At 74.7% G+C, this 19,597-nt stretch carries 16 protein-coding genes; 14 read left to right on the top strand and 2 right to left on the bottom strand.

Annotated elements, in window-relative coordinates; genetic code table 11:
- Nucleotides 1-43 precede the first annotated feature (43 nt).
- Both GA0070564_RS09605 and GA0070564_RS09600 read right to left on the bottom strand, forming a co-directional pair.
- Nucleotides 44-1,222, bottom strand: coding sequence for a GH12 family glycosyl hydrolase domain-containing protein (locus tag GA0070564_RS09605; RefSeq protein WP_176730614.1), 1,179 nt, complete (start codon nucleotides 1,220-1,222; stop codon nucleotides 44-46).
- A 69-nt stretch (nucleotides 1,223-1,291) separates the two neighbouring features.
- Nucleotides 1,292-2,758, bottom strand: a complete 1,467-nt coding sequence (locus tag GA0070564_RS09600; RefSeq protein WP_091605996.1) for a DivIVA domain-containing protein — start codon at nucleotides 2,756-2,758, stop codon at nucleotides 1,292-1,294.
- A gap of 325 nt (nucleotides 2,759-3,083) precedes the next feature.
- Here GA0070564_RS09600 and GA0070564_RS09595 point away from each other — a divergent pair, with 325 nt between their 5' ends.
- The 14 genes from GA0070564_RS09595 to GA0070564_RS09530 are packed head-to-tail and all read left to right on the top strand — an operon-like array spanning nucleotide 3,084 to nucleotide 19,506.
- The gene (locus tag GA0070564_RS09595; RefSeq protein WP_091605993.1) at nucleotides 3,084-4,022 is read left to right on the top strand and encodes a hypothetical protein; all 939 of its coding nucleotides are present in this window, start codon (nucleotides 3,084-3,086) and stop codon (nucleotides 4,020-4,022) included.
- A 41-nt stretch (nucleotides 4,023-4,063) separates the two neighbouring features.
- Nucleotides 4,064-5,233: a hypothetical protein gene (locus tag GA0070564_RS09590; protein WP_091605990.1), complete on the top strand. Its 1,170-nt coding sequence runs from the start codon at nucleotides 4,064-4,066 to the stop codon at nucleotides 5,231-5,233.
- A 13-nt stretch (nucleotides 5,234-5,246) separates the two neighbouring features.
- A complete protein-coding gene (locus GA0070564_RS09585; RefSeq protein ID WP_088971936.1) occupies nucleotides 5,247-5,678 on the top strand; it encodes a hypothetical protein in 432 nt (143 codons plus the stop codon).
- A 30-nt stretch (nucleotides 5,679-5,708) separates the two neighbouring features.
- The gene (locus tag GA0070564_RS09580) at nucleotides 5,709-5,963 is read left to right on the top strand and encodes a hypothetical protein (RefSeq protein WP_091605987.1); all 255 of its coding nucleotides are present in this window, start codon (nucleotides 5,709-5,711) and stop codon (nucleotides 5,961-5,963) included.
- A 21-nt stretch (nucleotides 5,964-5,984) separates the two neighbouring features.
- Entirely contained in the window at nucleotides 5,985-9,185 is a 3,201-nt protein-coding gene (locus GA0070564_RS28825) for a hypothetical protein (RefSeq protein ID WP_141714731.1), read from the top strand.
- Nucleotides 9,182-10,666 carry a hypothetical protein gene (locus GA0070564_RS09570; protein ID WP_091605984.1) on the top strand — a complete coding sequence of 495 codons (1,485 nt, stop codon included), beginning with the start codon at nucleotides 9,182-9,184 and terminating at the stop codon, nucleotides 10,664-10,666. Before GA0070564_RS28825 ends, GA0070564_RS09570 begins: the two co-directional genes overlap by 4 nt.
- Before the next feature lie 2 nt (nucleotides 10,667-10,668).
- Nucleotides 10,669-11,169 (top strand): hypothetical protein, encoded by a 501-nt coding sequence (locus GA0070564_RS09565; RefSeq protein ID WP_088971932.1) that lies wholly within the window; start codon nucleotides 10,669-10,671, stop codon nucleotides 11,167-11,169.
- Nucleotides 11,169-11,771, top strand: a complete 603-nt coding sequence (locus GA0070564_RS09560) for a hypothetical protein (RefSeq protein WP_091605980.1) — start codon at nucleotides 11,169-11,171, stop codon at nucleotides 11,769-11,771. Before GA0070564_RS09565 ends, GA0070564_RS09560 begins: the two co-directional genes overlap by 1 nt.
- Nucleotides 11,768-13,762 carry a hypothetical protein gene (locus GA0070564_RS09555; protein WP_091605976.1) on the top strand — a complete coding sequence of 665 codons (1,995 nt, stop codon included), beginning with the start codon at nucleotides 11,768-11,770 and terminating at the stop codon, nucleotides 13,760-13,762. Before GA0070564_RS09560 ends, GA0070564_RS09555 begins: the two co-directional genes overlap by 4 nt.
- Nucleotides 13,763-13,771: 9 nt before the next feature.
- A complete protein-coding gene (locus GA0070564_RS09550) occupies nucleotides 13,772-14,101 on the top strand; it encodes a hypothetical protein (protein ID WP_091605971.1) in 330 nt (109 codons plus the stop codon).
- Between the two features lies 1 nt (nucleotide 14,102).
- A complete protein-coding gene (locus GA0070564_RS09545) occupies nucleotides 14,103-14,591 on the top strand; it encodes a GPW/gp25 family protein (protein WP_091605966.1) in 489 nt (162 codons plus the stop codon).
- On the top strand, nucleotides 14,584-16,020 hold the full coding sequence (locus tag GA0070564_RS09540; protein ID WP_091605963.1) for a baseplate J/gp47 family protein: 1,437 nt from the start codon (nucleotides 14,584-14,586) through the stop codon (nucleotides 16,018-16,020). Before GA0070564_RS09545 ends, GA0070564_RS09540 begins: the two co-directional genes overlap by 8 nt.
- A gap of 7 nt (nucleotides 16,021-16,027) precedes the next feature.
- Nucleotides 16,028-18,361, top strand: coding sequence for a hypothetical protein (locus GA0070564_RS09535; RefSeq protein WP_091605958.1), 2,334 nt, complete (start codon nucleotides 16,028-16,030; stop codon nucleotides 18,359-18,361).
- 11 nt (nucleotides 18,362-18,372) lie between these two features.
- Nucleotides 18,373-19,506 (top strand): hypothetical protein, encoded by a 1,134-nt coding sequence (locus tag GA0070564_RS09530; protein WP_091605955.1) that lies wholly within the window; start codon nucleotides 18,373-18,375, stop codon nucleotides 19,504-19,506.
- The last annotated feature ends 91 nt before the right edge of the window (nucleotides 19,507-19,597 follow it).

The raw sequence follows: 19,597 nt of genomic DNA, 5'->3' as shown, positions 1-19,597 counted from the left end.
CCGACGAGAGCGGGCGGGACTCATTGGTCCCGCCCGCATCGCCTCAGCGCAGCGACCAGACCTGGTTGGCCTGGGTGCCGCCCCCGCCGTAGCAGGCGTAGATCTGGAGGCCGGTGCCGTTCGCGGTGCCCTGCCCGGCCGCGTCCAGGCACTTGCCGGACTGCGGGTTGGTGATGGTCCCGTTGGCGTTGACCTGCCAGTTCTGCGCCCCGCTGCCGTTGCAGGTCCACAACTGGACCTTCGCCCCGTTGGCCGTGGAGCCGCCGGAGACGTCCAGGCACCTGCCGGTCGCCGGGTTGACGAAGGTGCTGCCGGTACGCGTCCAGCGCTGGTTCGTCGCGCCGCTCCAGCAGTCCCAGAGCTGCACCGGGGTGCCGTCGCCGCCCGGGTTGCCGGCGATGTCGACGCACCGGCCGCTGCCCTGGCCGACGAGCTGCTGCCCGGTGGTGCCGGTGCCGCCGCCCGAGCCGGCGTTGACGGCCGCGGAGAAGCTGTTCACCGCCAGCCCCACCCCGCCCTGCCAGGGCTCGAAGCCGGCCTGGATGCTGGTCAGGTACCAGCTGGTGGTGACCTGGGTGCGGGCGTCCACGTCGCGGACGAAGTCCAGCACGTCGAACGACCAGCTACCGATCGCCGACGGCGCCACGTACGAGACGACGTCGTTGCCGCCGTTCCAGCCCTGCCACACCTCCCAGCTGCGGCCGCCGATGGTGGTGGTGCCGACCCGGCTGCCGACCGGCTGGACGCCGCCGAGCCGGTTGAACCAGATCATCAGCTCCATCTGGTTGACCCCGGTGGTCTTCGCGGTCGGGTCCAGCCAGATGTCGTACGACGCGTCGTAGGCGCCGCCGCCGACGTAGCCGTAGGAGATCGAGGAGGGGACGCTACCGATCTGGGAGAGCTGGCGGGGCAGGTTGGTGCCGGGGGAGCAGTTGCCGTAGTGGCAGCCCAGGTAGACCGACGGGTACGACAGCGGCGCGCCGCCGCTGGTCCAGCCGTTCTGGGTGGTGATCTGGAAGCCGGTGGCGGTGGCGTTGATGCACTGGGTGGCGCTGCTGCCCCAGCGGTTGTTCTGCACGACGTACTTGCCGCCGATGGTGGTCGAGCCGTACTGGTCGCAGATGAGCGTGTCGGCCTGGGCCGGGGTCGCGCCGACGGCGGGGGCCGCCAGCGCGGCCGCCGCGGCCAGCAGCAGGGCCGCCAGGGTACGTGGAAGTCGCATCGGGTTCTCCATCCCGCGCCCTCCGGGACGAGAGAGCGCTCCCATAGATCTGGATGGATGTAACCACAATCAGGCCGGCAGCTCCACTCCCGACCGTGGGCCGCGTCGCGGCCCCGACCCGTCCTCGGCCGGTGAACCGGCCAGCGCCGGCTGCTCCTCGGCCCGGCCCGGCAGGGCGATCGCCGGGCCGCCGCGGTGCGCCCCGCCTGGCGCCGGCTGTTCCTCGTCGACCCGGGCCAGCTCCACGGTGGCCTCCCGCCGGGGCGTGACCATCGGGAACTCCGCGGTCTCCGACCCGCCCGCCGCCGCGGCCATCACCGCCGCCGCGGCCAGGTCGGCCACGCGCTTCGCCTCTCGCTGCACCCGCGCCCGGACGTCCTTGGCGTGTCGCTCGGCCAGCTCCGCCGCCCGCCGGGCCTCCTCCAGCCGGGCCACCTCGCCACCCAGCTCCCGCCGCACGTCGCCGAGCTGCTGGCGGATCTGCGCCAGCTCCCGGCCCAGCGTGGTCTCCTCGTCCCGAGCCTGGGCGATCTGCGCCCGGGCGCCCTCGAGGTCCGACCGGACCTGGGCAAGCGCCGCCTGCCGCTCGGTGAGCTCCTGCTGCACCGAGGAGAGCTGCTCCTGCAACAGGGTCGCCTGCTCGTCGGCCCGCTGCCGCACCTCGGTGGAGTACTGCTGCGCCTCGGCGATCAGACCGGTGATCTGCTGCTCGGCGGCGCTGTGCTGGCTGGCCAGCTCCTGCTCGGCCGCCGCCCGCGCCTCGGCCAGCTCCTGCTCCGCGGCGGCCCGCCGGTCCTCGATCTCCTTCTCCACCCCGGCCCGCCACTGCGCCAGCTCCTGCTGGCTCTGCGTACGCGCCGCCTGGATCTCCTGCTGGCTCTGCGTCCGCGCCGCCTTGGTCAGCGCCTCGCTGGCCGCCCTCGTCTGGGTGATCTGCCGGGCGCTCTGCTCGCTGATCCGCTTGGCCTCCTGCTGGGCGCGCTCGTACGCGGCCTCACCGTCGGCCCGCAACTGCTCGGCCCGCTCCCGGATCGCGGTCAGCTCCGCCTCGGCCGCGGCCCGCCGCTCCTCGTCGGCCTTGTCCTGCTCGGCCCGCCGGGCTTCCAGCTGCTCGGCCAGCTCGCGCAGCTCCTCGTCACCCCGCTCCTTCGCGTCGGCCAGCGCCTTCTCCGCCTCGCCCTGGAGCTTCTCGGCCCGCTGGGTGGCGGTCTCGGTGATCACCCCGGCCTGCTTCTCGGCCAGGGCGAGGATCTGGTCGACCATCGGACCCAGGTCGCGGAAGGACGCCCGCTCCACCTGCGGCGTACGCTGGCGCGCCTCGGTCAGCTCCGCTTGGAGCCGGTGCACCCGACCGGTCAGCTCGGTGACCCGGCCGGCGGTGCGCTCCCGTTCGGCGGTGAGCGCGGTGACCTGCTCGTCGAGGTGCTCGACGTAGCGGTCCACCTGCCGCTTGTCGTACCCGCGCAACGCGAGATCGAAGCTCGGCCGTGACGAGCCGTCGTCGCGTACCGTGAACGGCTCCTCGCCGTGGGACATCCGCCATCCTCCGTACGATCGAACGCCATCCCATCCGGCGAGGGGTGCCGGCGGACATGGCGTGGCGCAACGCTACCGCCGCCCGCGCCGCGGTTGAACCCCCGGCCCCGCGATCCGGGACGGGACGCCGTCCGGGCCGCCCCCGCCGGCGCGCCGGATGGCCGATCCCGCCCAGGTCCACGATGGCCGACCATCGGTCGCGCCCCGTCAACAGGGCGGTAACGCCGTGGCGACGGTGGTGCGACGTGGCCGGTGACGATCACGAGACGGCCGGCCGGTCATCCTGCCCTGGCACGTCCCGCCGTCCGCGACCGAGGGGGAGCAGGTGGACTTCGTCGACTCCGTGCTCGTCCGGCTCGGTGACCCGGCCACCCGCTCCGGCGTCCTCGACGACGCGGCCCTGGCCAACCTCGTCGCCGCCGCCTACGACACCGAGGCGATGCCGGTCGGCCCGCCCTACTCGGCGGTCTTCGACGAGCTGACCGTCGGGTACGCCACCCCGCCGGTCACCGTGGTCGAGGGCGAGTGGATGGGCGCCGCCGGGCAGGACCGCACCGAGCTGCGGCTGCGGCTGCACGGCCTCGGCCCGGCCCCGCTGCGGGTGGACGCGCTGTGGCGCGGCGGCCTGGTGGTGCGCACCAGCACCGCCCGGGACCGGGTCCAGGCGCTCGCCGTGCAGCTGCCCTCCTTCGACGTCGACCCGGAGATCGTCGCCGACCTGGGCGCGCTCCCCACCGACCCGGCGGTGCTGGAGACCGAGCGGCGCAGCCGGCTGGTGGACCGGCTGCGCTCCGGCCTGGACCAACCGGCCGCGTTCACCGACGCGCACGTCGACCGGCTGCTGCGCTCCGTCGGTGCGGGCAGCGTCTCCGAACTGGTCACCCGGGTACGCGGGCAGGCCGGCACGGCCACCGTCCAGCTCCGGTACGCGCCCCCGGCGGCGACCCCGCCGACGCCCCGGGTGCTGCCGTTGGCCGCCGCGGTGTTCGTCCGCGGCGCCGGTTTCTCCCTGGCCGACCTGCTGCTCTCCAGCCGCCTGGCCCGCAGCCGGGCCGAGGAGCTGGGGCTGGAGGTGCCGGCCGCCGACGACGTACGCCGGCGTCGGGCGGTGGTGGTGGTCTGGATCGTGCCGGCGGCCACCTTCGACGACCCGGCCTGGCCGGGCGGCACCACCGGCACCCCGCAGCAGCAACGCGCCGACCGGTACGCCCGGGCCGGCCGGTGGCTCGCCGCCGAGGGCATCGGCCTGGTCGCCGTGCCCTGACCCCCACGAACCGCAGCAACGAATCCCCGCTGGGAGGACCCGTGCCCGTCACCGCAGCATTCCCGTTCATCGAGGTCAGGATCGTGCCGCCGGCACCGCCGCTGGCGCAGCGCTCACCCGGCGTGATCGCCGTGGTGGGCAAGGCCCCGTCGACCGCCGACGGTGGCGCGGCCCCGGCCAACACCCCGGTGCGGATCGAGACGCTGGACGACGCGGTGACCAACTTCGCCCGTCGCAACGCCGGCAACGTGGTCCGCAACGCGCTCTACAACTCGCTGGAACTGGCGCTGTCGCAGGATCCGCGGCCGGCGAAGGTGTACGGGGTCAAGGTCACCGGCGACGACTACGCCGCCGCGCTGTCCGGCCTGGAGGCCGCCGACGACGTCACCATGGTCTCCCTGGCGGGTGAGGTGACCGTCGGCAACCCGGCCGGGGCGAACCCGCCGACCGGCCTGCACGCGCTCAAGGCCCACGTGGAGACGATGTCGGCGGCGGGGCAACGGCGGATCGGCTTCGCGATGACCGATCCGGCCGCCGCCAAGAGCGCGACGTACGTGGCCGACACCGTCACCGCCGTCTCGGCGCTGAAGAGCAGCACCAGCCGGATGATGATGGTTGCCGCGCGGGGCGCCGACGGTGACGTCGCCACCGCGGCGATGGCGGCCGTCGCCGGCCTGCCGGTGCACTACAGCATCGTGCTGAAGAAGATCCGCGGGGTGGCGATCCCGGTGGCCCGGCAGTACAGCCCCGCCGAGATCAAGGGCCTGTCCGAGGCCGACATCGTGCCGATCATCGACCCGGCCCTGATCACCGGCGAGAGCCTGCACTTCGCCGACGGGCGGCTCTTCACCACCGACGCCAGCCTGCTGCACGTGGACCTGGTGCGCACCCTCGACCAGATCGAGTTCATGCTCCGTGCCGGGCTGATCGGGCTGATCGGCGACGCGCGGATCACCAAGCCGGGGATGACCCTGCTCAAAACCCAGGTCGAGGGGATCCTCGGCCCGCTGAAGCGGTCGGCGGTGATCGACGACTTCACGGTGCAGATCCCGGTGCTGGACATCCTCGCCCTGCCCGAGGCCGCCCGCGACGCCACCGACACGGCGATCGTCACCGCCGCCCGCGCCGACCGCACGGTCGACCTGGTCGTGACGGTCACCTACGGGCCCGCGGTGAGCCGGCTGCTGGTCACGCTCGTCGCCAAGTTCTGAGGAGAGACCCGCCATGGAGTGGAAGACCCGACTCGCCGTGCAGTACACCAAGGGCACGGAGACGGTCCTGATCAGCCCGATCGACTCGTTCACCCCGTCGTTCTCGCTCAACATCGAGCCGCTGCACTCGATCCACGTCACCCACATGGGCGCGGTGCACGCGCCGGTGTCGATGAACTTCACGATGACCGTGAAGGCGATCGGGGACGTGGCCGGCCGGTTGACCAAGCTGGCCCTCGACGGCGAGCTGTTCGACATCGCCCTGCTGGAGTACACCGGCGACGACTGGTCGTTCTCGTCGTTCGTGCTGCGGGACTGCCTGATCACCAGCGCGACGCCGACGACCGCCACCATCTCCGGCGCGCCGGCGGCGACGTTCAGCGGCTTCAGCCTGGCCGCCTCGGTGGACCCGAAGGTCGGCGACGCGTCCACGTTGCCGCGATGACCGACCGTCCAGCCGGGAGGGAGGCGACCGGTGGCCGGTGGTGAGGGGCGCGCGGCCCGGGTGACGCGTACCGGGCTGGCCCTGGTGCACGCGGGTGAGCTGGTGCTGCCGGCCGCCGGCAGCGAGGCCGAGGCCGAACGGGTGACCGAGGACGACCGGACCAGCATCGTCTACCAGTTCCCGGTCGAGATCGAGGTGGTCGCCGCCGGGGCGGCGCTGGACGCCGATCACCTCGCCGACCTGGCGTTGAGCCGGCTGGCCGAGCATCTGGAAGGGCGGGTGTGACCGGTGCCGGTGCAGGTGCGCGTGCCCGTGCGGATCCGCCTCGACCCGCGATCGCTGGCCGACACGCCGGAGCGGGTCGCCGAGGCGTTGGCCGTCGCGCTGGCCCGCGCCCTGGACCGGTCCCGGCGCGAGGCCGTCGAGCCGCGCGGCGGCTACCTCGGGGTGCGTACCACCGAACCGGTCTTCACCTGGACCGGCGACGCGGCGGCGGCCGTGCCCGGCGGGGCGCGGCGGGCCTTCGAGGACCTGCTGCGCGCCGTCGTCGCCGAGGCGGTCGACGCGGCCCGGCTCGACCCGGGTCTGCCCGAGCAGGTGGCGCCGCCGCTGAGCGAGCCGCCGGTGGAGACCGCCGACCCGATGCGGGAGAGCGCGCTGCTGCGCACCTACGAGCTGCCGTCCTACGCCGGCGGCGGCGATCCGGCCGTGATCGACTTCACCGACGAGCCGGCGGTGATCACGCCGGTGTCGCACGACTGGGTGGTCCGCCCGATCGGTGACCTCTGGACGCACCTGCGCGACGCGGTCCGCGAGGCGTTGCGCCAGTACGGCCCGGTCCCGGACGGCGTCCCGGGCGGCCTGCTCGCCAAGGTGACGGACCCGGCCGGGCATCCGGCCTGGGCGGTGGTGGTCTTCACCCAGCCGTGGAGCCGGTTCGGCTTCCCCGGCTTCCGGCAGATGGTCTTCGTGCCCGGCCCCCACGCGCACTTCGAGCAACGGACGACCGACCCGCCGGCCGGACCGGCGACCGCCGTGCGCCGGCTGGTCACCGACCGGGCCGCCCTGGTCGCCACGGCCGCCGAGCTGATGGGCCCGGACATCCGGGCGGTGATCGGCCGGGCCCGGCCGCAGGGCTCCACGACCAGCGTCGCCGAGTACGGCAACCAGATCGACGCCGCGGTCGACGCGGAGATCAACCGGCGGGTCGACGCCGTCCTCGCCGGCCTCGGCGGCGCCGCACCCACCTCGGTCATCGTGCTCACCCTCGGCGGCAGCTATCTGCTGCTGGTCAGCACCGAGGAGTTCGACCGGGAGCTGCACTGGACCGGCCCGGCGAACCTGCTCCCGGTCACCGTCGAGCGCCGCGGTGGCCACCCCGCCGGTCCGGGTGGCCCGCCCGGCGGGGGCGGCGGGACCGGCTCCGGTGGCCCGGGCGGCGGCACCGGCGGGGACGGCGGCACCGGCGGGGACGGCGACGGCGGCGGGGACGGCGACACCGACGGCACCGGCGGCCCGAGCGTCGGCACGGGCAGTGGCTCCGGCGGGCGGGCCTTCGTCTGGGATCCCACCGCCCCCACCACCCCGCCACCGCCACCCGGCAAGGAGCCCGGCCGGTTCCCGACGGTCCGCCGTGGCCTGTTCGGCCGGGAGCCCCGCGGCTGCGCCCCGTTCAACGGCGAGCCGTCCCTCGACGACCTGGGCCGGGCGGGCGAGGGCCTGCGTCGCGCGATGGAGGACATCGCCTTCCGGCTCCAGATGGGCAAGATCTGCGACTACCCGGCGAACTTCTGCCTCCAGGCCGCCGAGGCGCTGCTCGGCCGGGCGGTGTCGATCAGCGCGTACATCGGCGTCACCGAACGGGACGGCTTCACCCAGCCCACGCCGGACGGGGACGGGGCGCTCGGGTCGCTGAACTTCCGGCCGGTCGCCTCACCGGCCGTGCAGTTTCTGCGGCACCTCGCCGGGGTGGTGCCCCGGCTGCACGCGCTGGCCCTGGCCGTGATGCGCACCTACGAGCAGCCGGAGCAGTGGGCCAAGGTGCACGGCGGGTGGATCGACTCGACCGCCTCCTGGGACCTGCACTTCCTGGAGGAGTTCACCCCCGCCACCGAGGCGGCGGTGGGGCAGATCCTGGTCAGCGGCAGCCAGGCGCTGCTGCTGCAACTGCTGCTCAGCTCCCGCACCGGGATCAACGCCCGGATCGCCAACTTCGACCGGTACGCGCCGATCTTCGAGCGGCTGCTGGTCTCCCAGCTCACCGACTACGCCGAGCTGTCCCGGCTGCGCGAACGGCTGCGCCGGCACACCGCCGCGGCCTGGGTGCAGGGCCACACCGGCCAGGGCGGGGGAGCGGTCGCCGCCGCCTCGCAGCTGCACCCGGCCACCGCCTGGTTCGGCGCCGCCCACGCCCTGTCCGGCGCGTTCCTCGCCACCGAGCAGACCCTGACCACCGCCGGCGCCGCCGGGGAGATCGTCACCACCGGCGGCGTGGCCCGGATCCGCGACGCGCACGGGGTGATGTGGAGCGAGTCCGACCTGGACCAGGCCATGGTGATGCAGCGCGGCCAGGCCGAGGGGATCGACCCGCTGGTCAAGCAGATCACCGACCTGCCCGACGTGATCGAGCGGTTCCGCACCGACCCCACCGCGATCCGCCGCGAGCTGCGCCGGCTGCTCGACGAGATGCGGGACAACAACTCCGAGATGCTGGGCAAGGCCCGCGCCGACGCGATGTTCGCCTTCCGGGCCAGCCGGATCAGCGACAACATCCCCGCCGCCACCGTCCCCGGCAGCCGGTACGCCCTCCAGGGCATCCACCTGCAGGTCCACCAGGAACTCGGCGAGTTCTTCGGCGGGGACACCTTCTACGCCCTCGGCATCGACGCCCTGTTCAGCGCCGAACTGGGCCGGGAGGAGCTGACCGGATTCGGACTCACCGTCGGGATCGTGCTGCTGGCGGTGCTCTGCCCGCCGCTGGGCTTCCTGGCCGGCGTGGTGGTGGCGGCCAACGAGGTCCGGCACGCGAAGGAACGCGAACGCCTCTACGGCTCCATGCTGGACCCGGAGCTGGTGCTCACCCGCGCCGAGGTGGAGGTGGAGCTCTTCGCCGCGTACCTCGGCCTGGTGCTGTCCCTGCTGCCCGAGGCCGGCACGGTCGGCGGCGCGGTGCTGCGCGGCGGCCGGGTCGGGCTCCGCGCCGGCCTGCGGTCGGGCCTGCGCGCCGCGCGCGGCTACGTGGCCCGGCGGATCAGCCGGCAGATCGTCGAGGCCGCCTCCCGCGACCTGCTCCAGGCCTTCGTCACCGAGATCCTGGTCAACGAGGTGATGAGCCGGATCATCCAGAAGGCCCTGGAACCGGTGCTCGCCCACATCGAACGGGAGGCGATGCTCACCGAGTCGGTCGGCGGACCGGACGGCGCCCGGTTCATCCTGATGGTGCTCGCCCACGAGCGGGCGCCCGCCGCCCCCGCCGGGCCGGTCCGCGCGCCGGTGGTGCGGCCGTGACCCCGCCGCGCCGGTTCCGGGTGGGCCGGATGCTCGACGCCGCGGCGGTCCGCTCCGCCGCCGAGGCCCATCCCCGGCTGCGCGCCTTCGTCCGCACCCTCGCCGAGCACGGCGAACGCGGCGAGCCCCGGTCGCGGGCGCTGCTGGAGTTCATCATCCGCCGGGTCGTCGACGACGTGGGCGACCTGCACCTGGGCAACGCCAGCGCCCGGCTGGAGCGCATCGCGGTGCTGCGGGACAACATCGCCGCGATCCTCGACCACGTGCTCGACGGCGGCGACCTGCCCGAGGGGGTCCGGCTGGAGACGCTGGGCGAGTACTTCGAGCAGCTCAACAGCGAGATGCGGGAGCTCTCCCGGCCCCGCGAGGCGATCGTCGGCGACGAACCGCTGCGGCTCTACGAGGACGCCGGGTCGTACGCCGGCTCCCTGCTGCACGAGTTCGAGGGCGTACCCGACGGTGGTCCGGGTGGCCTGCACCTGGAGCCCTCCGCCGAGCTGGCCGGGGCGTTCCGCCGGCTCCCGCCCGAGCAGGCGGCGGCGCTGCGCCGGGCCGCCGAGCTGGACCCGCGCGGCGTCTGGCGGCGGATCTCCGCCGAGGGCGAGGACGCCGCCCGGCAGGCCGGCGCGCAGCTGGAGGCCACGCTCGCCGGCCGGCTCCCCGCCGAGGAACTGGCCCGGCTGCGGGCGGCGCTGGACGACTTGGGCCGGGCCCGCAACGCCGCCCTCCAGATGAACCCGGCCCGGCTGGCCGAGGCGCTGGCCCGCATCGGCGACGCCGACCTGCGCGCCGTGGTCGCCCGCGGCGACGTCTGGCTGCTCCAGCAGGTCGCCGCGCACAACCCGGAGGCGCTGACCGAGCTGTGGCGCAACTTCCGCCGGGGCGGCGGGGCCGCCGACGACGCCGCCGGCTTCCGGGGGTACGTGCGCGGCGAGATGACCCACTACGGCCGGGCGGCCGTCGGCGAGTACACCGCCGCCTTCTCGCTGAGCAGCGTGGAGCTCTTCCTGCGCGGCCCCGACGCGAACGTCCGGTCGGCCGGCATCGACCTGATCGGGATCGGTCACGACGGCTGGCTCTGGCTGATCGACGACAAATCCCACCGGGCCGCCAGCGTCTCCTCGGTCACCGCGCTCACCGACAACCTGGCCACCAACCTGCGCACCGACGCGGCGAACTTCCGGGCCGCCCTGGCCGAGCTGCGCACCCGCGACCCGGGCTTCACCCCCGACCCCCGGGTGCTCGACGCGATCGGCCGGATGGAGGACGCCGCCGCCGACATCGAGCGGATCAACCGCACCGGCCCGGAGGGCACCCGGGCGGCCCGGATCGCCGGGGCGCTGGAGGACCGGCGGCTGCGGATGCGGGTGACCAGCGCCGCCGGCCAGGTCACGCAGATCAGCCAGGCACTGCGCGACCTGGGCCTGGCCGTCGAGCCCACCGGCACCGCCGTGCCCTGGCCCAACCCGGGAGGACGCTGAGCATGGGCATCACCAGCAGCTTCATGAGGTACGGCACCGTGCCGTCGGCGGTGATCAGCGACGGGGTGCTGCCCATCCCGCTCTGGGCGGTGACCGCGATCTCGCTGACCCAGACGTACCACCTGCCGCCGATCGGCTCCACCGCCCACAAGGCGATCGTGGCCACCCACGACGACACCATCACCCTCACCGGGGTCCTGGTCGGCGCCGAACGGTACGCCTGGAAACTGGCCCTGGAGACGATGGCCGAGGCCAGCAAGCGGGGCACCGCGCTGGCCGCGTACTCCGGCGGCCGGTTCGGCGGCCTGATCCTGGTCACCTCGATGACCATCCGGACCGACATGCAGGTGCAGTCGCTGACCGTCTCCGCCTCCGCCGCCCGCCGCGACGTCCTGGACGTCAGCGTCGCGATGGCCCACGTGCCCCGGCCCAGCCTGCTCGGCAAGCTGCTCGACGTGGCCAGCATCGGGGTCGGCGCGCTCGCCGACGGGCTGGGGTCGTGATGGCCTTCCCGATCGACCGCTTCCTGGTCCCCGAGACGCCGGTCGCGCCGCCCGCCGGGTTCACCGAGGTGCGCCGGCCGCTGACCGCCGGGCTGCCGCAGCGGGTGGAGCTGGCCGACGGCACCCACGGGGTGCTGATCCTGCCCACCGGGCTGGCCCGGCAGTGGCTGGACGCCGACCCGCTCGCCGTGGTCAGCGCCTCCGCCGACGAGTCCGCCGCCCGCCCGGTCCCGGCGCCACGACCGCTGCCCGCGGTGGGGGCCCGCGCGCCGCTGCGGCTGGTGGTGCGCCAGGGCACCCGGATCCTCGGTTCGGTGCCGCTGGCCGCCGGGCTGCGCCGGGCCTGCGGCCCGGTCGAGGTGGTCGTGCTGGGCTGGCACCTGACCGCCGGCACGGTACGCGGCGCCGGTGACTACGGCTCCTGGCTGTGGGTCGGCTGGCGGGTCGCCGACCGCGCCGTCGACACGTTCGGGCCGCCCCCGATCAACGCCTTCGTCTGGCGCCGGCGCCCACCGGGCACCCGGATCGAGTCCGAGCAGGGCAGCGCCCGGTTCCGCTACCGCTACCTGGTGGACAAGAAGCTACGGAGGGTTGTCCGATGACGCTGACCCCGTTCCAGTCGAGCCAGGTCAAGCAGGGCGCGGTGGGCAACGACGCCGGCTGGACGCTGGAGTTCCACCGGCAGACGCCGACCGGCACGGCGCCGCTGCCGCTGACCCTCTCCAGCGCAAGCCATTACGCCTCGATCGACGCCACCCTGGAGGAGGGACTCCGCCCCGGCGCCTTCAAGATCACCATTGAGGGGTTGAGCGACGAGCACTACGCCGCGCTGCGCGCCGGCGACCAGCCCCTGGTGGCGAAGCTCTACCTCTACTGGCGCGACGCCAACACCAGCGTCGGGGCGTTCTTCACCAACCTGGTCGGGCTGAACGCCGGCCCGTCGGCCGCCGAACTCGACCAGGCGCTGGTCGCCGAGCTGCGGGTTCGCAAGATCCGTCGGCTGACCGGCGACAAGACGTACGACACCGAACTGACCCTGGTCGAGCAGGCGTACGCCCGGCTCGGCCAGCGGGTCACCGAACGCTTCGAGGCGCAGACCTTCTCCGCCGCCGTCCGGGAGATCGGCCGGCGTACCGGGGTGTCGGTGGCCACCTGGGGAGCCGCCCCGGACGGCACGATGACCCGCTCCACCGCGGAGGCCGCCGGGGCGGAACGCCTCGTCCTCGGCCCGGGGCTGCTCTACACCGCCGCGCTGGACCGCATCGGCACGGCGATCGCCCACTCGGTCAACCGGTTCGGCCGGTCGATGCTGCTGATCCGCGACGGCACCGTGCACGTCGGCGAGCGGCCCATCCCGTACCCGGAGGGGTCGCCGAAGCCGATGACGCTCGCCACCGGCCTGCTGGAGTGCACCGAGGACGAACCCCGGGAGACCGACCCGTACGCGGCCACCGAGTCCACCGGCGCCGCGCCACCCACCCGGACCGGGTGGACGCTGACCTGCAAGGGCCGCCCCGACGTCAAGCCCGGTGACGTGCTGCGCTTCGACCCGCCCCCGCAGCAGGAGGCGAACACGCTGGGCAGCGTCGGCGCCGCCCTGCTCGGCTCGTTCGCCGCCCCGTTCGCCCCGTCCACCGGGGAGCTGGGCCCGGACGCGAAGCTGCTCTACGTCAGCTCCGTACGCCACCAGCTGTCGAAGTCCGCCGGCTTCGCCACCGAGGTGCACGGGGTGGAGATCGACTCCACCGCGTCGGCCTGGGACAGCTGGTCCGACGCCGGTCCCGGCCCCACCCCGGGACCGGCCGCCGGCGGCTCACCCGGCACCGCCGCCGCCGAGGCGGTCCGCCGGGCCGCCCGGGCCGCCACCGGCGAGGCCCGCGGCCTGGAGGTCGGCGAGGTGCGCGCGGTCGCCACCAACGCCTCCGGCGCGGTCGAGCCGCCGGCCCAGACCGAGACGGTGTGGGAGGGGCTGGTCCGCCCGGACGGCCGGCCCAACGGCGCCCGCCGGTTGCCGCCCCGCCGGGAACAGCCCGCCCCGCTGCCCGGGGTCAGCTACCTCACCCCGTTCGCCTGGGGCGGCTGCGGGCTGATCCTGCCCCGCTACCCGGGCACCCGGGTGGCCTTGGCCTACCGCAACGGCCGCCCCGACGACCCGGTCGACGTGGGTGCCCTCTGGCCCTCCGGACACGCGCCGGTCTCCCAGCCGGGCGACTGGTGGCTCTCCCTGCCGGTCGGGGTGGCCGCCGCCGACCGCTCCTCGGTCGCCGACACCGCGGTCCCCGCCGACCACGCCGGCAAGGTCGCCCACGACCTGACCGACGGCGACGGCAACCGGGTCATCGAGCTGGGCGAGCTGACCGTCCGGGTCGGCCGCGCGCAGCTCCAGGGGCGCGGGCACCGCCCGGCCCGCGCCGCCGCCGCCGACAGCATCACCATCGAGCACGCCGGCGGCGGCTCGAAGATCGTCCTCAAGCAGGACGGCTCGATCACCATCACCGGCACCCGGATCGACCTGGACGCCGGCACCGGAAACATCAACCTCACCGCCGCCAACGTGGACGTCCACGTCAGCGGCTCGATGAACGTCCACTGAGGAGCAGCCGTGGCAAAGGTCCTCATCAGTTCCAGCACCGTGAGCTGCCCCGCCCAGGGCACGGTCACCCCCACCGGCCGACCCCGCCTCACCGTCGGCGGCACGCCGGTGGTCCGCCTCGACGGGATCAACGGCAAGACGGTCTCCGGCTGCACCACCCCGACCGACCCGAACACGTCCAGCGTCCAGTGCCAGACCGTCGTCTCGGTCGGCAGCGCCGCCGGGAAGCTGAGGGTCGACGGCGCCGGGGTGGCCCTGGAGACGAGCACCGGCAGCACCAGCGGCAGCCAACCCACGCTGAGCTTCACCGCCGGGCAGAGCAAGCTGACGGCGGTCTGAGATGGACCGCACCGAACGCGAGCGCGAGACCGCCCGCAACCGCTACCTCGGCTGGGGGCTCGCCTTCGCCGAGACCCTGCCCGGCATCGACATCACCCGCGACATCTCCTTCTCCGCCGGCCCCGACGGCCGGGTGCTGGACCTGGTACGCGGCCCGGACAACGTCACCCAGGCGCTGGCCGTCGCGCTGACCACCCTGCGCGGCTCCAACGTCTTCGACGCCGAGTTCGGCTTCGACGGGCTCAACGCCCTCGCCGAGAACATCGAGCCGGTGCTGATCCGCGAGCAGGTCCGGGTCGCCGTGATCACCCTGCTGCACCGCGATCCCCGGGTCCGCCGGATCGTCGACGTGAACCTCGACGACGGCCGGCTCGGCATCGACGCCGACCCGGCCCTGCGCGCCTCCCGCACCCTGCGGGTGGAGGTCCAGTTCGAAACCGTCACCGACGACCGGCTCGCGGTGCGCCTGGGGGAGCTGCCCGGTGTCTGAACCCATCCTCCCGGCCGAGCTGGCCGACGTGCTCGCCGTCGACGCGGCGGCGCTGCGCAGCACCGGATCGGCCGGCTTCGGCATCGTCGACACCGGCTTCGTGCCCAAGTCCTTCGCCCGGCTGCTCGCCGAGAAGCTGGCCACCGCCCGGCTGCTCCTCGGCGACGACGTGGACCTCGGCTCCGGCTCCGTGCTGCGCAAGGTCCTCGAACTGGCCGCCCTGGAGGACGCCCGGCACTGGGCCGTCGCCGCCGCCGTCTACGACAACTCCTACGCCGTCTCGGCCACCGGGGACGGACTGACCCGCCTCGGCGAGGAACTCGGCATCCCGCGCCCCTACCAGCAGGCCCGCGGCACGATCACGCTGAAGCTGGCCGCGCCGCTGCCGGCCGGACGCAACCAGCTCACCCTGCCCCGCGGGGCCCGGCTCTCCACCCCCGGCGGGCACCACGTGGCCCTCGACGAGACGGTGGTGCTCACCGCCGCCACGCCGCAACGCACCCCCGCCGTGGCCGCGTTCCACCCCGGACCGTCGCACAACCTGGACCCGGCCCAACCCGGCCAGCGCATCGACCGGTGGAACCGGGCCGACACCCTGCTGGCCGACCTGGACGACGCCGAACAGGCCGCCGGCTCCGAACTGGTCCAGATCACCCACACCGCGCCGCTGACCGGCGGCGAGCTCCAGGTCGGCGACGTCCGCTACCGGCAGCTGCTGCTCGCCGCACCCCGGTCGGTCTGGACCTCCGAGGCGATCGGGCTCGCCGTGGCGACCGTTCCCGGCGTACGGCAGGTGCAGGTCTTCGACGGCCGGGGCGGGCTCGACCTCAACCAGTCCATCTTCGGCAACTTCAACTTCATCGAACGGGTCTTCAGCACCGAACGCGACCTGGGCAACCCGTACTACTTCTCGGTGCTGGTCGCCCCCACCGCCGCGGCGATCTGGGAGGGCCCCGACGGGTTGCAGGCCGCCGTCGAGTCGGTCATCGAGGACCTGCGCCCGGTGGGCATCTTCGCCGCCGTGGAACGCGCCGAGGAGGTCGGCATCGGGGTGGAGGCCGACCTGGTGATCCGCGGCCTGCCGCTGCCCACCGGCTCCAAGGAGACCGTCAACGCCTCCACCGCCGCCACCGAGCTGCGCGCCCGGCTGCACGCCCGGCTGCGCCGCTACGTCGACGAGCTGCCCTTCGGCGAGCCGGTCCGGGTGGCCGAGGTGATCTGGACGCTGATGAACGAGCCCGGCGTCGCCGACGTCCGCGACCTGCGGCTGGTCCGCTTCCCCGCCGACTCGGCCACCCTGGTCACCGGCACCGCCCCCACCGGCGACGGGGTGCAGCGCCTGGCCGTCGGCGCCAACGCCGTGCTCTCCGCCAACCAGGTGCCCGTCTACGTCGACCGGGACGACCCCCGGCCGTTCCGGATCGTGTGAGGCGACGATGACCGACCCGCGCGTACCGGTCGACGGCGCCGACCCGTCCGTCGAACGCAACCTCGTCGACCAACTCGAAGGCCCCTACCCGGGAACCGTCCGACGGGTGGTGGTGCCGCTGGCCGCCGACGGCACCGCCCGGGTCGACTGGACCACCCGGCACCCGCTGCTGACCGTGGTGCTCCGCCGCGACCTCGGCGAGGAGAGCGTCCGGGTCCGGGTCACCCCGACCGGCGGGTCCGCGCTGCCGGCCGGGGTCTTCGCGCCCTGGTCGACGGCGGGCGCCTCGGTGCCGGCGCTCGCCCCGGACACCGCCACCGAGCCGCTGGTCGCCGCGTTCGGGGTGAGCGTGGCGGTGGAGCGCGCCGGCGAGGGCGGCGCCTTCACCCCGGTCACCGGGGCCGCCGCCGGGGCGCTGGTGGAGCTGGCCGTGGTCGAGGGCAACCTGGGCCGGCTGCTCTACGCGCTGGCGTACGAGAAGAACCGGCTGCGCCGCACGCTGCGCGAGGTGCACGCGTACCGGACCCTGGCGCACGCCCGCCGCGACGCGCTGGACCGGATCGGCGCCGACGTCGGGGTGCCCCGGTTCGTCGACGAGCTGGCGTACGACGCCGGCGCCGGCGAGGTCTACGCCCGGCGGCTGCCCGACCGGGTCCGCGAACCCGACGCCGCGTACGCCGCGCGGCTCGGCCCGTACCGCCGGCTGCTGCTGCCCACCCCCGGCGCGGTACGCCGGCTGCTCAACGGGCCCGGGGAGGCCGCCGACCCGAACGCCGGACTCTTCGCCGACCTGCCCGGCGGCGCCCGGTTCACCCTGCGCGAGGAGGACGACCAGTTCGCCGTGGCGGTGGCCCTGGTCGCGGTGGGCGGGGCGCAGCACCGCACCAACTTCCTCGCCCAGCTGCGCCGCGACCGGCTGGTCCTGCCGGCCAACACCCCACCCAACAACACCGTCCACGCCGCCCGCGCGCTGCCGGCCCGGCGGCTGACCGAGATCACCGCGCTGCGGGCCAGCCTGCGCCAGTCGTACACCTTCGACAGCGGGCACGGCGTCGCGCCGCCGCTGGCGCTGGCCCTGGACCGGGCCGGGCGGGTCTGCCGCGCCCTCGGCGCCGGGGTCACCTGGCAGGTCAAGCGGGCCCAGGACGACGCCGGCGGCAGCCGCTACGAGCTGGGCCTCGGCGTCGACGTCGTCCCGCCGACCGCGGCCCAGCTGGCCGACCTGCGTACCCGGGTGCTGGACACCGCGCGGGCCGCGACGGCGGACCGCACCGCGGAGGCGCTGGTCGCCGCCGCCCGCGCCGCCGGGGTGCCGACCGCCGCCGCCGACCCGGAGGCGGCCTGGCTCTGGCGGGCCTGCGGGCTGCCGACCGCGCACCGGGTCGACTCGACCACCCTCTACCTGTCCCACCTGCCCACCCGGGGCCTGGTGGTCACCGCCCCGGCCACCGGCGCGGTGCAGGCGGCGGTCCCGGTGCAGGCCCGGTTCCACGCCCCCGGCGACCCGGGCAACAACGCCCTGCTGGTCGCCGGGCTGGCCGGAGCGGCGGCGGCGTGGACCGGCGCCGGCGAGGCCGGGTGGGCCGGGATGACCGACGCGCAGGCCCGCGGCCGCTGGGCCACCGTCCCGGCGCGACCGGCCGGCCAGCCGGTGCTGCTGGCCCTCGCCGCCGCCGGACTGCCCGCCGTCGGCGACCCCGCGCCGGTGGTGGCCGCGCTGAACCAGCTCCCCGACGAGCTGGTGGAGACCGTCGAGCTGCCCGCCGCCTTCTCCGCCGACCTGGTCGCCAACCAGCCGGCGGCGGTGGCCCGGCTGGCCCGGCTGGTCGGCGTGCTGCGGGACAACCGGCTCGCCGCGGTGCTGCCCCTGGTCGACTCGGGCAACCGGGTGCTGCTGGTGGTCAGCGTCATCGGCCTGCCCGAGGCCGGGATCAACCTGGCCGAGCGGCGGGCCACCGGGTTCCGCTGGTACACCGTCGGCCTCGGCGGCGCGGCGGGGGAGATCAAGGCGGTGGGCAGCCGGACGGTGCTCCGGCCGACCGCCCCCGGCCTGGTCGCCGTGGTCGCGCTCTCCTACGTCCGCACCGGCCGGACCGACCCGTACGAGTTCCGGATGGAGCTGCCCGACGGGGTGGCGCTCACCCTGGCCCAGTACGAGCGGCTGATGAACGTCCTGAGCCGGGTCTGCCCGCTCGGGGTCGAGATCAACACGTACGCCCTGCGCCGCGACCACGTCGACCTCGACGGCGACGGGGTGGCCGAGCCGCTGCGCCCGGCCGTCGCCCGCACCTTCCGCCAGTACCGGCAGCGCCGAGCGCGCGGCGTGTACGACCAGCTCTGAGAGGGGCACCCATGGCCACCGAGATCAACTACGACGGGCTGACCGTCGGCCAGCTCTACGAGACCTTCACCAAGGCCGGGATCGACAGGTCGGAGGCCAGCGTCCTGGTCTCCTCCTGGATCTACGAGAACGTCGGCAGCGCCAGGCGGGTCTTCAACTACGCCGAGCCGTTCCCCGCCGTCGAACCGGGCTGCGCCCCGCCGGCGTTCGCCCGCACCTTCGCCCACACCGACTGGGTCGACGGCGAGGACGTGGTGCAGGCCGGGCAGACCACCGGGGAGTTGGGCTTCAACGAGCGGTTCCACCGCATCGAGCACGACCTCGACCACCTCGGCACCGACCTGGCCAAGGCGTTCTCCTGCCTGGCGGCGATGCGGGCCAGCGTGCGCAAGCTGCTCGACGAGATCCGCGCCGAACTCAACCGGCTCAACAGCTCCGTGCACGACTCCGGCGCGATCACCGGCGGCCCGCTGACCATCGACACGTACCCGAACTACCCGCTCGCGGCGCTGGACTTCGGCCGGTACATGGGCACCACCATGTTCCTCGACAAGAAGGTCAGCGTCTGGCAGACCAAGCAGGGCACCATCGTGCTGCCCGCCGTGGAGACCGTCGGGGTGGACGCGGTCGCCGGCACCAAGCTGCGCGGCGCCGGGCAGATCAGCCGCTACCTCAACGAGAACGTCGACCCGCGGCGACGCTTCCCGCAGCAGGTGCGGATCGACGAGTTCGTGCGGGTCTTCGGCGAGGAGGAGCTGGCCGACGGGCGCAACGTCCGCGACGTGCTCAAGGCGCTGCCCGCCGACGGGGTCTACGAGAACCTCGACGCGATGGTCGTCGAGCTGGGCGAGCGGGAGGCGGCGATGGTGCGGACCACCACCGGCGCCCCGGCCGCGGTGGCCGCCGCGCTCGGCGTCGACACCGCCCTGCAGAGCGTCGCCGAGGGCGACGTGGCCACCCTCACCGCCGTACCGACCCGGGCCCGGGCGGCGCTGGCCAAGTCGGGGGTGAACACCATCGGCCAACTGGCGGAGCTGCCGGCGGAGCGGGTCGTCTCCATCATGAAGGAGAACCAGGTCGGCGCCAGCATGGGCGACGCGGCGGAGTGGACGGCGTACGCGCAGACCCTGACCCGGCTGCGCTGACCGGCCCGGACCGAGGGCGGCCCGCCGCGCTGAACGGCCGGACCGGGCCGCCGTTCGGTTCGCTCCGTGGTCATGGTCGCGACACTGCGTT

Source organism: Micromonospora mirobrigensis, from assembly GCF_900091555.1.
Classification (GTDB): Bacteria; Actinomycetota; Actinomycetes; order Mycobacteriales; family Micromonosporaceae; genus Micromonospora; species Micromonospora mirobrigensis.
The sequence above is the reverse complement of the archived record's forward strand: the minus strand, read 5'-3'. Positions and strand labels throughout refer to the sequence as shown.